15 protein-coding genes and 4 tRNA genes are annotated in these 15,495 nt (G+C 65.4%); 6 read left to right on the top strand and 13 right to left on the bottom strand.

The annotated features are described in order from the left end of the window. Positions 1 to 30: 30 nt before the first annotated feature. Together leuD and leuC are read right to left on the bottom strand one after the other, a co-directional pair. Positions 31 to 675, bottom strand: coding sequence for a 3-isopropylmalate dehydratase small subunit (leuD, locus tag GJV37_RS04450; protein WP_054909166.1), 645 nt, complete (start codon positions 673 to 675; stop codon positions 31 to 33). A gap of 11 nt (positions 676 to 686) precedes the next feature. Beyond that, positions 687 to 2,114, bottom strand: a complete 1,428-nt coding sequence (gene leuC, locus GJV37_RS04445; RefSeq protein ID WP_170858338.1) for a 3-isopropylmalate dehydratase large subunit — start codon at positions 2,112 to 2,114, stop codon at positions 687 to 689. Between the two features lie 166 nt (positions 2,115 to 2,280). Here leuC and GJV37_RS04440 point away from each other — a divergent pair, with 166 nt between their 5' ends. Next, the gene (locus GJV37_RS04440; protein WP_024766911.1) at positions 2,281 to 3,174 is read left to right on the top strand and encodes a LysR family transcriptional regulator; all 894 of its coding nucleotides are present in this window, start codon (positions 2,281 to 2,283) and stop codon (positions 3,172 to 3,174) included. 112 nt (positions 3,175 to 3,286) lie between these two features. Beyond that, the gene (locus GJV37_RS04435) at positions 3,287 to 6,160 is read left to right on the top strand and encodes a sensor domain-containing protein (RefSeq protein ID WP_024766910.1); all 2,874 of its coding nucleotides are present in this window, start codon (positions 3,287 to 3,289) and stop codon (positions 6,158 to 6,160) included. Positions 6,161 to 6,166: 6 nt separating this feature from the next. Here the strand turns inward: GJV37_RS04435 and GJV37_RS04430 are convergent, their stop codons facing one another. After that, positions 6,167 to 6,790, bottom strand: coding sequence for a helix-turn-helix domain-containing protein (locus GJV37_RS04430; protein ID WP_193452169.1), 624 nt, complete (start codon positions 6,788 to 6,790; stop codon positions 6,167 to 6,169). Positions 6,791 to 6,901: 111 nt separating this feature from the next. Between GJV37_RS04430 and GJV37_RS04425 the strand changes: the two genes are divergently transcribed. The 3 genes from GJV37_RS04425 to GJV37_RS04415 are packed head-to-tail and all read left to right on the top strand — an operon-like array spanning position 6,902 to position 9,531. Further along, a complete protein-coding gene (locus GJV37_RS04425; protein WP_024766908.1) occupies positions 6,902 to 8,014 on the top strand; it encodes an NAD(P)/FAD-dependent oxidoreductase in 1,113 nt (370 codons plus the stop codon). Between the two features lie 20 nt (positions 8,015 to 8,034). Beyond that, on the top strand, positions 8,035 to 8,409 hold the full coding sequence (locus GJV37_RS04420; protein ID WP_193452168.1) for a RidA family protein: 375 nt from the start codon (positions 8,035 to 8,037) through the stop codon (positions 8,407 to 8,409). A gap of 60 nt (positions 8,410 to 8,469) precedes the next feature. Further along, positions 8,470 to 9,531, top strand: a complete 1,062-nt coding sequence (locus GJV37_RS04415) for a YkvI family membrane protein (protein ID WP_024766906.1) — start codon at positions 8,470 to 8,472, stop codon at positions 9,529 to 9,531. Positions 9,532 to 9,615: 84 nt separating this feature from the next. On the opposite strand, the gene GJV37_RS04410 is transcribed toward GJV37_RS04415, so the two are convergent. Continuing rightward, a complete protein-coding gene (locus GJV37_RS04410; RefSeq protein ID WP_024766905.1) occupies positions 9,616 to 10,062 on the bottom strand; it encodes an Hsp20 family protein in 447 nt (148 codons plus the stop codon). Between the two features lie 147 nt (positions 10,063 to 10,209). Here GJV37_RS04410 and GJV37_RS04405 point away from each other — a divergent pair, with 147 nt between their 5' ends. Further along, complete coding sequence (locus GJV37_RS04405) at positions 10,210 to 10,956, top strand: SDR family oxidoreductase (RefSeq protein WP_065086055.1); 747 nt, start codon at positions 10,210 to 10,212, stop codon at positions 10,954 to 10,956. Positions 10,957 to 10,995: 39 nt separating this feature from the next. Here the strand turns inward: GJV37_RS04405 and GJV37_RS04400 are convergent, their stop codons facing one another. The 9 genes from GJV37_RS04400 to GJV37_RS04360 form a co-directional block, all read right to left on the bottom strand. Continuing rightward, a complete protein-coding gene (locus GJV37_RS04400) occupies positions 10,996 to 11,955 on the bottom strand; it encodes a tRNA dihydrouridine synthase (RefSeq protein ID WP_037014614.1) in 960 nt (319 codons plus the stop codon). 76 nt (positions 11,956 to 12,031) lie between these two features. Beyond that, positions 12,032 to 12,487, bottom strand: a complete 456-nt coding sequence (locus GJV37_RS04395) for an acyl-CoA thioesterase (protein ID WP_024766902.1) — start codon at positions 12,485 to 12,487, stop codon at positions 12,032 to 12,034. Further along, positions 12,484 to 13,134, bottom strand: a complete 651-nt coding sequence (locus tag GJV37_RS04390) for a bifunctional 4-hydroxy-2-oxoglutarate aldolase/2-dehydro-3-deoxy-phosphogluconate aldolase (RefSeq protein ID WP_169889627.1) — start codon at positions 13,132 to 13,134, stop codon at positions 12,484 to 12,486. Before GJV37_RS04390 ends, GJV37_RS04395 begins: the two co-directional genes overlap by 4 nt. 167 nt (positions 13,135 to 13,301) lie before the next feature. Further along, entirely contained in the window at positions 13,302 to 14,141 is an 840-nt protein-coding gene (locus GJV37_RS04385) for an alpha/beta fold hydrolase (protein ID WP_169889625.1), read from the bottom strand. Between the two features lie 14 nt (positions 14,142 to 14,155). Continuing rightward, the gene (locus GJV37_RS04380) at positions 14,156 to 14,695 is read right to left on the bottom strand and encodes a TetR/AcrR family transcriptional regulator (RefSeq protein WP_024766899.1); all 540 of its coding nucleotides are present in this window, start codon (positions 14,693 to 14,695) and stop codon (positions 14,156 to 14,158) included. Between the two features lie 166 nt (positions 14,696 to 14,861). After that, positions 14,862 to 14,937: transfer RNA gene (locus GJV37_RS04375), tRNA-Glu, on the bottom strand. A gap of 58 nt (positions 14,938 to 14,995) precedes the next feature. Then, positions 14,996 to 15,071 (bottom strand) — tRNA-Ala (locus GJV37_RS04370). A 44-nt stretch (positions 15,072 to 15,115) separates the two neighbouring features. Next, a tRNA-Glu gene (locus tag GJV37_RS04365) sits at positions 15,116 to 15,191 on the bottom strand. Between the two features lie 52 nt (positions 15,192 to 15,243). After that, positions 15,244 to 15,319: transfer RNA gene (locus GJV37_RS04360), tRNA-Ala, on the bottom strand. Positions 15,320 to 15,495 lie beyond the last annotated feature (176 nt).

The raw sequence follows: 15,495 nt of genomic DNA, 5'->3' as shown, positions 1-15,495 counted from the left end.
TCTCCTTGGCTTGCGGTTGCTGCGGCGCCATCAGGCGTCGCGGAACAACCAGGGTTGCTGCTGTTTATAGCCACCTTCGAAACTGCGGATGGCGTCGGCGTCCTGCAGGGTCAGGCCGATGTCGTCCAGGCCGTTGAGCAGGCAGTGCTTGCGGAACGCGTCCACTTCGAAGCTGTACTGCTTGCCATCCGGACGGGTCACGGTCTGTGCGGCCAGGTCGACGGTCAGCTGGTAACCCTCGGTGGCTTCGCACTGGGCGAACAGTTCGTCCACTTCTTCGTCCTTCAGAATGATCGGCAGCAGGCCGTTCTTGAAGCTGTTGTTGAAGAAGATGTCAGCGAAGCTCGGCGCGATCACGGTGCGGAAGCCGTACTCGTCCAGCGCCCACGGCGCGTGCTCGCGGGAGGAGCCGCAGCCGAAGTTCTCACGGGCCAGCAGCACGCTGGCGCCCTGGAAGCGCGGGAAGTTGAGGACGAAGTCCTTGTTCACCGGACGCTTGGAGTTGTCCTGGTTCGGCTGGCCGACGTCCAGGTAGCGCCACTCGTCGAACAGGTTCGGGCCGAAGCCGGTGCGTTTGATCGACTTGAGGAATTGCTTGGGGATGATCTGGTCGGTGTCGACGTTGGCGCGATCGAGCGGCGCGACGAGACCGGTGTGCTGGGTGAATGCTTTCATCTCTGGTCTCCTCAGGCCTGCATCAATTCACGTACGTCGATGAAACGACCGGTCACCGCAGCGGCAGCGGCCATCGCCGGGCTCACCAGGTGAGTACGACCACCGGCACCCTGGCGGCCTTCGAAGTTGCGGTTGGAGGTGGAAGCGCAATGCTCGCCACTTTCCAGGCGGTCCGGGTTCATCGCCAGGCACATGGAGCAGCCCGGTTCACGCCATTCGAAGCCGGCTTCGATGAAGATCTTGTCCAGGCCTTCCTGCTCGGCTTGCGCCTTGACCAGGCCGGAGCCCGGCACGACCAGCGCCTGCTTCACGGTGGCGGCAACCTTGCGGCCCTTCGCCACGGCGGCGGCCGCGCGCAGGTCTTCGATGCGCGAGTTGGTGCAGGAGCCGATGAACACGCGGTCCAGCTGGATATCGGTGATCGCCTGGTTGGCGTTCAGGCCCATGTACTTGAGGGCGCGGGTGATGGAGTCGCGCTTGACCGCATCGGCTTCGGCCGCTGGGTCCGGCACGTTCTGGTCGACGGCCAGGACCATCTCGGGCGAGGTGCCCCAGCTGACCTGCGGCTTGATGTCCTCGGCACGCAACTCGACGATGGTGTCGAAGTGCGCATCGGCGTCGGAAACCAGGTCGCTCCAGGCCTCCACGGCCTTGTCCCAGTCGCTGCCTTGCGGCGAGAACGGACGGCCCTTCACGTACTCGATGGTCTTCTCGTCGCACGCCACCATGCCGACGCGGGCGCCCGCCTCGATGGACATGTTGCAGATGGTCATGCGGCCTTCCATGGACAGGTCGCGGATGGCGCTGCCGGCGAATTCCAGGGCATGGCCGTTGCCGCCCGCGGTGCCGATCTTGCCGATCACCGCGAGGACGATGTCCTTGGCGGTCACGCCGAAGGGCAACTTGCCCTCTACGCGAACCTGCATGTTCTTCATCTTCTTGGCGACCAGGCACTGGGTGGCGAGCACATGCTCCACCTCGGAGGTGCCGATGCCGTGGGCCAGCGCACCGAAGGCGCCGTGGGTCGAGGTGTGCGAGTCGCCGCAGACCACGGTCATGCCCGGCAGGGTCGCGCCCTGCTCCGGGCCGACTACGTGGACGATGCCCTGGCGGACGTCGTTCATCTTGAATTCGAGGATGCCGAAGTCATCGCAGTTCTCGTCCAGGGTCTGGACCTGGATACGCGACACTTCGTCGGCGATGGCCTGGAGGCCGCCCTTGCGCTCGGCCTGGGTGGTCGGCACGTTGTGGTCCGGGGTGGCGATGTTCGCATCGATGCGCCACGGCTTGCGACCCGCCAGGCGCAGGCCTTCGAAGGCCTGCGGGGAAGTCACTTCGTGAAGGATGTGGCGGTCGATGTAGATGAGCGACGAACCATCGTCACGGCGCTTCACCTCGTGCATTTCCCAGAGTTTGTCGTAGAGCGTCTTGCCGGCCATCAGAGAGTCCTCATCAGCGTCTTTCTATGCCCCTAGGGCTTGTGAGGATGATGCTATGGGTTGTCGTCGAATAACTCAAATTCATATTTTTTATCCAAAGGATTCCCACGAGGAATACGGTGCGATATAAAAGTCTGGCGCCGTATCCAGAGCGCAGGGAGTCGACATGGACCTGACCAGCCTCAACACCTTCCTCGCCATCGCCGAGTCCGGCAGCTTCTCCGAAGCCGGCGAGCGCCTGCACCTGACGCAGCCCGCGATCAGCAAGCGCATCGCCGCCCTGGAGAACCAGTTGGGAGTGCGCCTGTTCGACCGCGTAGGCCGCGAGGTGACCCTGACCGAATCCGGTCGCGCCCTGCTGCCCCGTGCCTACCAGATCCTCAATGTGCTGGACGACACCCGCCGCGCCCTGACCAACCTCAACGGCGAGGTGAGCGGCCGGCTGGTCCTGGCCACCAGTCACCACATCGGCCTGCACCGCCTGCCGCCGCTGCTGCGCGCCTTCACCAAGGCCCACCCGCAGGTCGCGCTGGATATCCAGTTCTGCGACTCGGAAGTGGCCTACGAAGAGATTCTCCATGGCCGCGCCGAACTGGCCGTGATCACCCTGGCACCGGAAACCGCCGAGCCGGTGCGCGCCGTGCCGGTGTGGGACGACCCGCTGGACTTCGTCGCCGCGCCCGAACACCCGCTGTCCGTGCAGGGCCCGGTGTTCCTCGCCGACGTGGCGCGGCACCCGGCGGTGTTCCCCGGCGGCAACACTTTCACCCACCACATCGTGCGGCGCATGTTCGAAGCCGAGGGCCTGACGCCGAACATCGGCATGAGCACCAACTACATGGAGACCATCAAGATGATGGTTTCCATCGGGCTGGCCTGGAGCGTACTGCCTCGTACGATGCTGGATGACAGCGTCGTACGCCTTCCGCTGCAGGACATCCAGCTCAGCCGCCAGCTGGGCTACATCCTGCATACCGAACGCACGCTGTCCAACGCCGCGCGGGCCTTCATGCGTCTGCTCGACGCCCAGGCGGCGGGGCTTGCACCCGTCGCGGCCTAACCTCTATTGTTCTGACAGAATTAGAAGAAGGGGCCCGAATGCCCGTCCGCACGCCACCATGCGTTAGCCGGCCCCACTTGGCCGGTGCCGCCAGCTGCCGGGGAAGCGCCGCATGAGCCGCGTTCCGCGCACGCCCCCGTTCGCTACCGACGGCCAGGACCAGTTCGCCAAAGCCTTTCACACCGCGCCCGACGCCATGGTCATCACCGACCGGGACAGCGGAAAATTTCTCGAACTCAACGCCAGTTTTGTCGACCACTTCGGCTGGAGCCGCGAGGAAGCGCTCGGCCGCACCTCGGTGCAGCTCGGCCTGTGGCGCAGCCTCGACGAGCGCCAGCGGATGCTCGACAGGATCGCCGCCGAGCAACAGCTCGACGGCTTCGAAGTCAACCTGCTGACCCGTACCGGCGAAGTCCGCAGCGCTCGCGTCTACGGCTGCCAGATCGAACTGGACGACCATCCCTGCCTGGTCCTGACCGTCCGCGACATTACCCGTGTGCGCGCCCAGGAACAGGCCCTGCGCGACAGCCAGGAGCGCCTCGACCTGGCGCTGGACTCCGCACAACTGGGCATCTGGGACTGGCATATCCCCAGCGGCCTGCTCTACGGCTCTGCGCGCGCCGCCGTTCTGCACGAATTGCCTGACCGGGATTTCCACGGGCCCTTCGGCGAATTCTTCGCCTGCGTCGACAAGACCGACCGCGCGCGCATGCGCCAGGCTTACGCCCGCCTCGCCCGCGGCCCGGAGAACGACTACCAGTTCACCTACCGCGCCCAGCTCGACTCCGGCGAAGTCCGCTACCTGGAGAGCCGCGCCCGCCTCTACCGCAATACCAGCGGCAAGCCGCTGCGCATGGCCGGCACCCTGCTCGACATCACCGAGCGCGTGCTCCGCGAGCGCAGCCTGCAAGCCTCGGAGGAGAAGTTCGCCAGTCTGTTCCAGGGCAGCCCGGACCCGATCTGCGTCTCACGAGTGCGCGACGGCGAGTTCGTGGAAGTGAACCCGAGCTTTTGCAGCACTTTCGGCTGGCTCGCCGAGGACATCATCGGCCGCTCGTCCCACCAGGTCACCTTCTGGGCCGATCATCACCAGCGCTCGCGCCTGTTCGAGCAACTGATGCGCGACCACGCGCTGCAGAATGTCGAAGTACAGTTCCTCACCCGCGAAGGCCAGACCATCACCTGCATGGTCGCCAGCCGGCTGATCTGGGTCGACCGCCAGTTGTGCATCCTCTCCAGCTTCCGTGACGTCACCCGGCGCCTGCAGGCCGAGGCCGCACTCAAGGCCAGCCAGGAGAAGTTCGCCAAGGCATTCCACTCCAGCCCCGACGCCATCACCATCACCGAGCGCGACACCGGCCGCTACATCGAGGTCAACGAAGGCTTCCACCGCCTCACCGGCTACCGCACCGAGGAGGTAATCGGGCAGACGGCACTGGGCATCAATATCTGGGCCGACCCGGACGAGCGCCTGAACATGATCGCCGCGCTCAACCGCGACGGCTTCGTCCACCATCTGGAAATGCGCGGCCGCCACCGTGACGGCACGATCAAGACGGTCGACGTGTCGGTGGAACCGATCGAACTGGGCGGCGTGAATTGCCTGCTGCTCACCGCCCGCGACACCAGCGAGCTGCGCGAGGCCGAGGCGCGCATCCAGCACCTCGCCTACCATGACGCCCTGACCGACCTGCCCAATCGCGCCCTGCTGATGGATCGCCTCAAGCAGCAGATCGCCCTGCTCCAGCGCCACAGCCTGCGCGGTGCGCTGCTGTTCCTCGACCTCGACCACTTCAAGCACATCAACGACTCCCTCGGCCACTCCGTCGGCGACTCCATCCTGCAGATGGTCACCGCGCGCCTGGAGGCCAGCGTGCGCCAGGAAGACACCGTGGCCCGCCTGGGCGGCGACGAGTTCGTGGTGCTGATCACCGGTATCGAAGGCAGCCGCCTGGAAACCGCCCAGCAGGTGCGCCAGCTGGCGGAAAAACTGCGCGACCTGCTGGCCGAACCGATGCTGCTGGACGGCCATCGCCTGCAGATCACCCCGAGCATCGGCATCGCACTGATCCCCGACGACGGCGCCACCCCGGACGACCTGCTCAAGCGCGCCGACATCGCCATGTACCGCGCCAAGGACGCCGGGCGGAACACCGTGCAGCTGTTCCACGAATCCATGCAGCAGGCCGCCAGCGAGCGCCTGCGCCTGGAGAACGGCCTGCGCATGGCCCTCGCCCGGCGTGAATTCAACCTGCACTACCAGCCGCAGGTGGACACCCGCGATTCACGCATCGTCGGCGCCGAAGCATTGCTGCGCTGGCGCCACCCGACTCTCGGCCCGCAATCGCCGGCCAGCTTCATCCGCGTACTGGAGGACAGCGGGCTGATCGTCGAAGTCGGCCAGTGGGTCATCGAGGAAGCCTGCCGTACCGGCGCGCAGCTGCTCGCCGAAGGCCGCATCGACATCGAGAATTTCAGCCTGAGCGTGAACATCAGCCCGCGGCAGTTCCGCCAGAGCGATTTCGTCGAGCGCCTGCTGGCGCTGCTGCACAAGACCAGGCTGCCGCCCAGCCTGCTCAAGCTGGAGATCACCGAAGGCATCGTGATCCAGCAACTGGACGACACCATCGCGCGCATGCAGCGCCTGCGCGAGGCCGGCGTGCGTTTCGCCATGGATGACTTCGGCACCGGCTACTCATCGCTCACCTACCTCAAGCGCCTGCCGGTGGACAGCCTGAAGATCGACCAGAGCTTCGTGCGCGACGCGCCCAACGACAGCAACGATGCGGAAATCGTCCGCGCCATCATCGCCATGGGCCACAGCCTCGGCCTGGAACTGGTGGCCGAAGGGGTGGAAACCCCGGAGCAGCTGGCGCTGCTGGCCGAGCAGGGTTGCCACCTGTACCAGGGCTACCTGTTCAGCCGCCCGGTACCGCTGGAGGAGTTCATCGCGCTGCTGCCCGGCCGCGAGCAACAGGCGACCTGAAGCCCGCTACTCAGCGGGCCGCGACTCCGACATCACGACCATCACCTGCGCCTCGTCGGCCTCGCCATCGTTGAGATAGAGATGGCCGACGCTGCTGTCGAAATAGGCCGTCTCGCGCAGGCCGATGCTCACCGACTCGCCCGTCTCGAACTGGATCCGCACGCGGCCGGCCACCACCATGGCGAACTCCTGACCGGGGTGGCGAACGTAGTCGTCGAATTCGCCGACCTCGCGGGCAAAGATGCGCGCGTACAGCGGCGTCATATTGCGCTGTGGGAAATCGCCGGCAATCGGGTAGTACTCATACCCCCCAGTGTCGTAGCCGGCAGCTTCGTCGACGCGAGTCTTCACGAAAGTCTTAAGACCCGCCAGGACGCCGACGGCCGGCAGCGGGCGGAACAACTGAGCGATATCCACCTGCAGCGCGCGGGCGGCTGCAGCCAGCTTGTCGTAGCTCACCGCGACCTGCGCCAGCTCCATCTTCGACAAGGTGGAAACCGCTACGCCAGACAGGTCGGAGAGCTGTTTCAGGGTCAGCTTCTGTTGCTTGCGAACTGCCCGCAGGCGCGCTCCGACTTCGTCTCGATCCAGCTGCTGGGGCTTGGGTAGTGCTTGGGCGGTTTCGCTCATGGGACTTCTCGTGAGGGGGCCGACGAAAGTTTACCGGGCCTTGCCTTTGTCGCAAAAATTCTCATATCTTAGATTTCTCACATAAGAGAAATAACTCAGAAGGCCCTTGCAGTGAGCCATTTCGATTTCGTCATCATCGGCGCCGGCATTGCCGGAGCCTCCCTCGCCTACCGCCTGAGCGAGACGCACAAGGTGCTGGTACTGGAACGCGAAGAACAGCCCGGCTACCACGCCACCGGGCGTTCGGCCGCCATGTTCATGGAGGCCTACGGCACGCCGCAGATCCAGGCGCTGACCCGTGCCAGCCGCGCCTTCTACGAGCATCCGCCGGCCGGTTTCAGCGAGCACCCGATCCTCACCCCGCGCGGCTGTCTGTACGTCGGCGGCCCCGAGCACATCGAGTTGCTGAACCAGGCCGAAGCTACGCCCGGCGTGGAGCGCATCAGCACCGAAGAAGCCCTGGAGCGCCTTCCCTGCCTTCGCGCGGACGCGATCATCGGTGCGCTCTACGAGCCCGACGCCCGCGATCTCGACGTACACGCCCTGCACCAGGGCTATCTGCGCGCGCTGCGCCAGCGCGGCGGCGAGCTGCGCTGCAACCGTGAGCTGCTGTCGGCTGACTATGCGGATGGCGCGTGGACGCTCGAACTCAGCCAGGCCGAAACCGTCCACGCCACGCAACTGGTCAATGCCGCCGGTGCCTGGGCCGACCATGTGGCCGAGCGCTCAGGCATCCGCCCAATCGGCCTGCAACCCTGCCGCCGTACCGCCTTCACCTTCCCGGCACCCGACGGCGCGGACATCAGCCAGTGGCCGACGGTGATCGGCATCGACGAAAGCTTCTACTTCAAGCCCGATGCCGGCCAATTGCTCGGCTCCCCCGCCAACGCCGACCCGGTGGAAGCGCAGGACGTGCAGCCCGAGGAACTCGATATCGCCCTGGGCGTGTACCACATCGAGGAGCACACCACCCTGGCGATCCGTCGGCCGAACCATAGCTGGGCCGGCCTGCGCTCCTTCGTCGCCGACGGCGATCTGGTGATTGGTGCGGATGCACAGAACCCGGCGTTCTTCTGGCTGGCCGCCCAGGGCGGCTACGGCATCCAGTCCGCCGACGGCGTTTCGCGCCTGGCCCAATCGCTGCTGCTCGGCCAGCCGCTCCCCGAATCCCTGCGCCAGGAAGGCGTCGATCCCCAGCGCCTGGACCCGGCGCGCCTGCGTTGAATTCCCCCGGAGACTTACCCATGAGCGATATCCAGCGTTACCCCAGCAGCCTGCCCTTCCCCTTCTCCCGCGCGGTGAAAGCCGGCGGCTTCCTGTTCCTCTCCGGACAGGTGCCGATGACCGCAGACGGTCAGGTGGTGAAAGGCGACATCCAGACCCAGACCGAGGCAGTGATGACCCGCATCGCCGAGAGCCTGGAAGCCTGCGGCGCGAACTTCTCCCAGGTGGTGAAGGCCACCGTGTGGCTGTCGGACATGTCCCACTTCGCCGGATTCAACGAAATCTACATGCGCTACTTCGACCAGGGCCTGCCGGTGCGTTCCTGCGTGGCGTCCGCCCTGGCACTGGGCGTGGACGTCGAGGTGGAAATCCAGGCCTACGTCGGCCAGGCGTAAGCCCTTTTTGCGGTCCGGCGCTGAGCCGGGCCGCCCCATAACAACAACAGAGTCTCGATCATGAAAACCAGTCTCAAGCTCGGCGGTGCGTACATCGGCCTGGTGGTGGGCGTCGGCTTCGCCTCGGGCCAGGAGATCCTCCAGTTCTTCGGCGGCTTCGGCATCATGGGCCTGGCCGGCGGCCTGGTGGCGCTGGCGCTGTTCGCCTTCCTGCTGATGAACCTCTACCAGATCGGCAGCCGCCTGCAGACCCAGTCGCACAAGGAAGCCATGGAGTTCATCTGTGGCAAGCCGCTGGGCCGTGTCGTCGACCTGATGCTGACCTTCTTCCTGTTCGGCACCATGGTGGTCATGTTCGCCGGGGCGAACTCGTCCTTCGAGCAGCAACTGGGCATCGGTCATTCCATCGGCGGGATCGTCCTCGGCGTGCTGACCATCATCACCGTGTGCATGGGCCTGAAGCGGGTGATCACCCTGATGAGCCTGATCACCCCGGTACTGATGATCATCGTCGCAATTATCGCCATCTACGCGCTGACACACATCCAGAAGCCGCTGGCGGAGCTGGAGCAGATCGCCCTCGCCGTGCCGCACCCGGCGCCCAACTGGCTGCTCGGCGCGTTGCTCTACGTCTCCTACAACGTCGCCGCCACCGCGGCCGCCGTGGTGGTGATGGGGGGCAGCGTGGCGAACCTGCGCACTGCCGCGCTGGGCGGCGTGTTCGGTGGTATCGGCGTCGGCGTGCTGATCCTCGCCATGGCGCTGGTCATGCTGGTGCAGATCGACGTGATCGGCGGCAGCGCCATTCCCACCCTGCTGCTGAGCAACAACATCGCCCCCTGGTTCGGCGACGTGATGCTCGCCCTGCTGCTGGTGAAGCTGTATTGCACCACCAGCGGTTTCGCCTACACCCTGGCCGCGCGCTGCGCTGCCTACGGCGTGCCCTTCCGCGTGGCGACCGTGGTCGCGGTGGTGCTCGCCTTCATCGCCAGCCAGGTCGGCTTCGTCAGGTTGGTGGGGCTGGTCTACCCGGCCATGGGTTACCTGGGCTTCGTGCTGATGGCAGCCATCGTCATCGCCTGGTGGCGCAATCGCTCGGCGCCGCTGGAGCAAAATGCCTGATCGAGGCACGAACGAAAACGCCCGTCTCTGTCGAGACGGGCGTTTTGCTTTGCGGCTACGAACCGGCTAGCGCCGGGGCGTTGCTCAGCCTTCGATGGCCGGGCGCTGGCCGTTGATGGCGATCCGCTTGGGCTTGGCTTCTTCCGGAACGATACGCACCAGCTCGACGCTGAGCAGGCCGTTCTTCAGCGACGCACCCTGAACCTCGATATGGTCGGCGAGGCGGAACGACAGCTTGAAGGCGCGCTGGGCGATGCCCTGGTGCAGGTAGGTGACGCTCTCGGAAGCCTTTTCGCGCTTGCCGCCGTTGACGGTCAGCACACCGCGCTCCACTTGCAGCTCCAGGTCTTCCTCCTGCAGGCCGGCAGCGGCGATGACGATACGGTACTGGTCGTCACCATGCTTCTCGACGTTGTAGGGCGGGTAGGAACTGCCGCTTTCACTGCGCAGGGCGGATTCGAACAGATCGTTGAAACGATCGAAACCGACGGACTGGCGGAACAGCGGGGCGAGGGAAAGGACGTTGCTCATTGCGAATCTCCTGAAAATTTCAGCAAGGTATGATCGGGAGCCTGTCTTCAGAACTCCGGTGCGGGACCCGTCTTCGGCCTCCCGCAGGAACATAGATTGGGCTGCTCGAATCCATTTCAAGCCCCCTTCGCCACAGGACGATTTTCCATGGACAAGGTCATGCTGATCACCGGCGCCAGTCGCGGCATCGGCGCCGCCACCGCCCTGCTCGCCGCCGCGCGCGGCTATGCCGTGGCGATCAATTATCGTCGCGAACGCGAGGCCGCCGAGGCGCTGGTGACACAAATCACAGGGGCTGGCGGCAAGGCACGCGCCTTCGCCGCCGACGTGGCGAACGAGAGCGATGTGCTGCAACTGTTCCGAGAAGTGGACGAAGCCTTCGGCCGCCTCGACGTGCTGGTGAACAACGCCGGCATCCTCGAGCGCCAGATGCGCCTGGAAGACATGGACGTGGCGCGCCTGCAGCGGGTATTCGCGGTGAATGTCACCGGCACTTTCCTCTGCTGCCGCGAGGCGATCAAACGCATGGCGCGCAAGCACGGCGGCAACGGTGGCAGCATCGTCAACGTATCGTCCATGGCCTCGCGCCTGGGCTCGCCCAACGAGTACATCGACTACGCCGCCGCCAAGGGCGCCGTGGACAGCCTGACCATCGGCCTGGCCAAGGAAGTGGCGGCAGAAGGCATCCGCGTGAATGCCGTGCGGCCTGGGCTGATCAAGACCGAAATCCATGCCAGTGGCGGCGAACCCGGGCGTGTGGAGCGCCTGCAAGCGGCGATTCCGCTGGGACGTGGCGGTGAGGCTGAGGAAGTGGCGCGGGCGATCCTGTTCCTCGCCTCGGACGAGTCCAGTTACAGCACCGGCAGCTTCGTCGACGTCAGCGGCGGCCGCTGATTCGGTGTAATCGTGGCGCTCGCTCCTGCGAAGAGCAGATCAGGCGGCCGCTTCGATCTCGACCTGCAGCATCCGATCCAGCACGTCGCAATCGTGCTCGCGGCGTACCTGGGCGAATAGCTCCACGGCCTCGGGATAACTGCGGGTAAGCATCCCCAGCCACTGCTTCAGGCGCCCGGGCGCATAGCGCGGTGCCAGCTTGCGCCGGGCTTGGCGCCAGAAGTCGTCGAGCAGCACGCGCACTTCCGACCAGGGCATCGGCACCACCTCGCGGCCGTCACGCCACGCGGCGATCTGCCGGGCCAGATCGGGGCGCGAAACCAGCCCGCGGCCGAGCATGATGTCCGCCACGCCGCTGATGGAACGGCAGCGATGGTAATCCTCGAGCGTCCAGACTTCGCCATTGGCGAACACCGGCACCTTCACCGCATCCGCTACTTTCGCCACCCACTCCCAATGCGCGGGCGGCTTGTAACCATCGGCCTTGGTCCGGGCGTGCACCACCACATGGGCGGAACCGGCGTCGGCCAGGGCGCGGGCGCAATCGATGGCGCCGTCCGGGCTGTCGTAGCCCAGGCGCATCTTCGAGGTCACCGGAATGTGCGCAGGCACCGCGCGGCGCACGGCCTCGATGATGCTGAACATCAGCTCGGGCTCCTTGAGCAGCACCGCGCCGCCACGGGAGCGGTTCACTGTCTTGGCCGGGCAGCCGAAATTCAGGTCGATCACCGGCGCACCCAGTTCGCAGGCCTGCACGGCGTTCTCCGCCAGCAGTTGCGGGTCGGAGCCGAGCAGTTGCACACGCATCGGCACGCCGGCGCGCGTCTTGCTGCCGTGCGCCAGTTCCGGGGCGAGCGCCAGGAAGGACGACGGCGGCAGCAGTCGGTCATTGATGCGGATGAATTCGGTGACGCACCAGTCGATGCCGCCGACGCGGGTCAGCACATCGCGGAGGATGTCATCTACCAGCCCCTCCATCGGGGCCAGGGCGATCTGCACGGGGGAATCTCGGGCTATGGCGAAGGCCGCGGATTGTAGGGAATGCGCCGCGCCGGGAAAAGCGCGGCGCGACGGATCACGCGCCAGCGGCCAGGGTGTCCGGGGAGAGCAGAGCGCGGCCGTAACCTTCGATGAACTCCGCTGGCATGCGCTTGGGTTTGCCGGTAGATAGCTCGATGCAGACGAAGGTGGTCTGCGCGCGCAGCAGGGTCAGGGCGTCCGCCGGGCGCACCAACTGGAAGTAGCGGGTCATCTTCAGGCGCTGGTCCGACTCGACGATCCAGGTCGCCAACTGCAACTGATCACCTTCGTAGGCGGCGGCCAGGTAGTCCACTTCGTGGCGGACCACGGCCATGGCGCGGTCCAGCCGGCGATACTCGGCCAGGTCCAGCCCGAGTTTCTGCGAATGCCGCCAGGCGCAGCGCTCCAGCCAGCTGACGTACACCGCGTTATTGGCGTGACCGAGACCGTCGATGTCCTCGGACTTGACCTCGATATCGATGACGAACGGATCGGGTAACCGCCAACTCATGCAGCATGCTCCAGGCTTGCAGCCAGCGCGCGCGCCTCGCTGGCCAATTGGGTGATCTGATCCCAGGCGCGGGCGCGTACCAGGCTGGGCGGTGCGATCCAGGTGCCGCCGACGCAGGCGACATTGGGCAGGCGCAACACGTTGAGCAGGTTTTCCTGGGTGATGCCGCCGGTCGGGCAGAAGCGGATGCCGGCGAAGGGTGCCTTGAGGCTCTTGAGCATCTTGATCGCGGCATTGCCGTCGGCGGGGAAGAGCTTCAGCGAGCGATATCCGTACTCCAGTGCCACCAGCACCTCGGAGGGCGTCATCACGCCCGGCAGGAACGGCAGCTTCGCATCGTCGGCGGCGGCTACCAGGCGCGGCGTGCAGCCGGGGCTGACGGCGAACTGGGCGCCGGCATCGCGGGCTTCCTGGAATTGCTCGGTGTGGATCAGGGTGCCGGCACCGACGATCATCTCCGGCAGCTCGCGGCGGATCTCCGCGACCGCATCCAGCGCCTGCGGCGTGCGCAGGGTCACTTCCAGCACCCGCACACCCCCGTCATACAGTGCACGGGCCAGGTCGGCGGCCAGCGCCACATCGTCGATCACCAGCACCGGCATGACAGGGCGTGCCTTCTGCAGTACCCAATCCAGCGACAGATTCATGCATTCCCCCCATCGACCACCCGCGTACGCAAGACCTCGCGCCCAGGCCGGGGCGGCCGGAAATGCCCGAAAGTCTACGCCAGCGCGCCGGGCCTGACGACCCGCAAGGGGCCATCACGAAACGAAAACGGCGGCCTGTAGCCGCCGTCATCACCAGGGTGAATGACTCAGGAAACCAGGGCCAGGGGCAGCGGCTCCTCGACCGCTTCCAGCAACTCGAGGATCGCGTCGATGACGGCTGCGTCCGCCATCACCCGGTGATGTCCGCCAGCGGGCAGGCGCAGCAGCCGGCTTTGCGGCCAGGCTTCATGGATGGCCGCCGCCTCGCTCACGCGCACGTAGCGGTCATCCTCGGCGTGAACCACCAGGCCAGGAAAGTCCAGCTGATAGCGCGCCACATCCAGTTGTCTGGCGGCAATCCCCGCGCGGCTTTCGATCATCCGGATGAAGCGCGAGCGCGCTACCGGCGGCAAGCCGACGACGCTGGAGAAACCCCGCAGGACGCCGAGCACATTGCTGGGCGCACCGATGGTGACCAGCGTTTCGGTACGCAAGCCCATCTGGGTGGCCAGCAAGGCGCTGGCGCCGCCCATGGAATGGCCGATCACGGCGCGCAGCGGAGGCAGCTCGCCAGCCGCCTCAAGGAGCGCACGGGCGAACAGCACGATATCCGCTTCCCGACCGGGCGAGCGCCCATGCCCCGGTCCGTCCAGGGCGATCACGCCATAACCGGCCCCCACCAGATTCTCGATCAGCGTGGCGAACTGGGTCGGCCGCCCTTCCCAACCGTGCATCAGCAACACAGCCGGCCCTTCTCCCCAGCGCAACGCGGACAAACCAAAGCGCAGGGTCACGCGCTCCGAGCTGGCCAGCAGCGGCAGCTCCCAGTCACGCGGCGCATGTTCATTAGGCGTCACGAACAGCTCACGCATGCGCCCCGCCGCCCATTGCGGCGCCACGCGCCCCAGGGTGGCATTGATGCCTCGAACCCAGCTCAGGCTATTCATTTTTTCGCACCTCCTCAGACCACCGCTTTCTTCGCGGCACGCAGGACGCGATCGGACAGGTCGCCGTCGCCCAGGGCCCGTGCCAGCGCCAAGCCACCAATCATCAGGGCCATGTCGCTGAGCACCGTGTCGATCTCTTCAGGACGTCCGGCCAAAGCCGCGACCATCAATTCCACGTGCTCTTCCAGGGTCTGGCGGAAAGCTTCCGGCAGGTTGGCCACCTCGTTGAGCGAACTGGGAATCGGGCAACCCTCCTCCTCGGTATCGCGATGCTTGCGCGACAGGTAGAACTGCGCCGTCAGCGCGCGGCGCTCGGCGAAGCTCAACTTCGGATCGAAGCGCTTGAGCCCTTCGCGACGCTTGGCAAGCAGTTCGCGGAAGGCTTCCAGCATCAGCGCATCCTTGCTCTCGAAGTGCGAATAGAAACCGCCCACCGTCAGCCCCGCCGCCGACATCACCTCGCCCACGCTCGGGCCGACCGGGCCACGCTGCAGCAGCGCGCTGGTGGCGGCAGAGAGGATGCGTTCGCGGGTCTGGGCTTTCTTGTCGCTCATGGCGGGCCTCCGGCTGAAATATTATGGATAGAATATTATTCACATAATAAAAATCGGCAAGCAGAAGTTGCGACCGCCGGTCGGGAGAAATCTTTCGGAGAGGGATAAAAACAAAAGGGCCACTGAAAGTCTCAGTGGTCCTATAGGCATCGCAGAGCGATAAAAATGGCGTCCCCTAGGGGACTCGAACCCCTGTTACCGCCGTGAAAGGGCGGTGTCCTAGGCCACTAGACGAAGGGGACATATCCTTCGAAGAAACCCACCAGGCGGTGGATTCTGGCTTCATCCCGTATGGGAATTTGGTGGAGCTAGACGGGATCGAACCGTCGACCTCTTGCATGCCATGCAAGCGCTCTCCCAGCTGAGCTATAGCCCCAGATGACTCTGGCTGACGACGCGAACGCATCGTCGCTGGAATAGTGGCGTCCCCTAGGGGACTCGAACCCCTGTTACCGCCGTGAAAGGGCGGTGTCCTAGGCCACTAGACGAAGGGGACGCAAAACCTTCGATTTCAGCTCCGCTCGGACAAACGAAGCTTACTGGTAATTTGGTGGAGCTAGACGGGATCGAACCGTCGACCTCTTGCATGCCATGCAAGCGCTCTCCCAGCTGAGCTATAGCCCCAAAGTACCGCTGGATCTACCGTTCCGCTTCGCTCTGTCAGTTCAGTTCGTCGCTGGAACGGGGCGCATCTTAGGGGCGAGGCGAACCCCTGTCAACAACATTTTTTCAGATTTCTTATTTTTTTCTCCCACAGAACAATCACTTAAGTGACCACCGCGGTTTCCGGCCGGCGAAAT

This window comes from Pseudomonas nitroreducens, from assembly GCF_010994165.1.
GTDB lineage: Bacteria > Pseudomonadota > Gammaproteobacteria > Pseudomonadales > Pseudomonadaceae > Pseudomonas > Pseudomonas nitroreducens.
This window is presented reverse-complemented; position numbering and strand designations above follow the sequence as displayed.

Bases quoted from the DNA above. Each gene is read 5' to 3' on its own strand.
- leuD (WP_054909166.1), bottom strand. From the start codon at position 675: ATGAAAGCATTCACCCAGCACACCGGTCTCGTCGCGCCGCTCGATCGC.
- leuC (WP_170858338.1), bottom strand. From the start codon at position 2,114: ATGGCCGGCAAGACGCTCTACGACAAACTCTGGGAAATGCACGAGGTG.
- GJV37_RS04440 (WP_024766911.1), top strand. From the start codon at position 2,281: ATGGACCTGACCAGCCTCAACACCTTCCTCGCCATCGCCGAGTCCGGC.
- GJV37_RS04435 (WP_024766910.1), top strand. From the start codon at position 3,287: ATGAGCCGCGTTCCGCGCACGCCCCCGTTCGCTACCGACGGCCAGGAC.
- GJV37_RS04430 (WP_193452169.1), bottom strand. From the start codon at position 6,790: ATGAGCGAAACCGCCCAAGCACTACCCAAGCCCCAGCAGCTGGATCGA.
- GJV37_RS04420 (WP_193452168.1), top strand. From the start codon at position 8,035: ATGAGCGATATCCAGCGTTACCCCAGCAGCCTGCCCTTCCCCTTCTCC.
- GJV37_RS04415 (WP_024766906.1), top strand. From the start codon at position 8,470: ATGAAAACCAGTCTCAAGCTCGGCGGTGCGTACATCGGCCTGGTGGTG.
- GJV37_RS04410 (WP_024766905.1), bottom strand. From the start codon at position 10,062: ATGAGCAACGTCCTTTCCCTCGCCCCGCTGTTCCGCCAGTCCGTCGGT.
- GJV37_RS04405 (WP_065086055.1), top strand. From the start codon at position 10,210: ATGGACAAGGTCATGCTGATCACCGGCGCCAGTCGCGGCATCGGCGCC.
- GJV37_RS04395 (WP_024766902.1), bottom strand. From the start codon at position 12,487: ATGAGTTGGCGGTTACCCGATCCGTTCGTCATCGATATCGAGGTCAAG.
- GJV37_RS04390 (WP_169889627.1), bottom strand. From the start codon at position 13,134: ATGAATCTGTCGCTGGATTGGGTACTGCAGAAGGCACGCCCTGTCATG.
- GJV37_RS04385 (WP_169889625.1), bottom strand. From the start codon at position 14,141: ATGAATAGCCTGAGCTGGGTTCGAGGCATCAATGCCACCCTGGGGCGC.
- GJV37_RS04380 (WP_024766899.1), bottom strand. From the start codon at position 14,695: ATGAGCGACAAGAAAGCCCAGACCCGCGAACGCATCCTCTCTGCCGCC.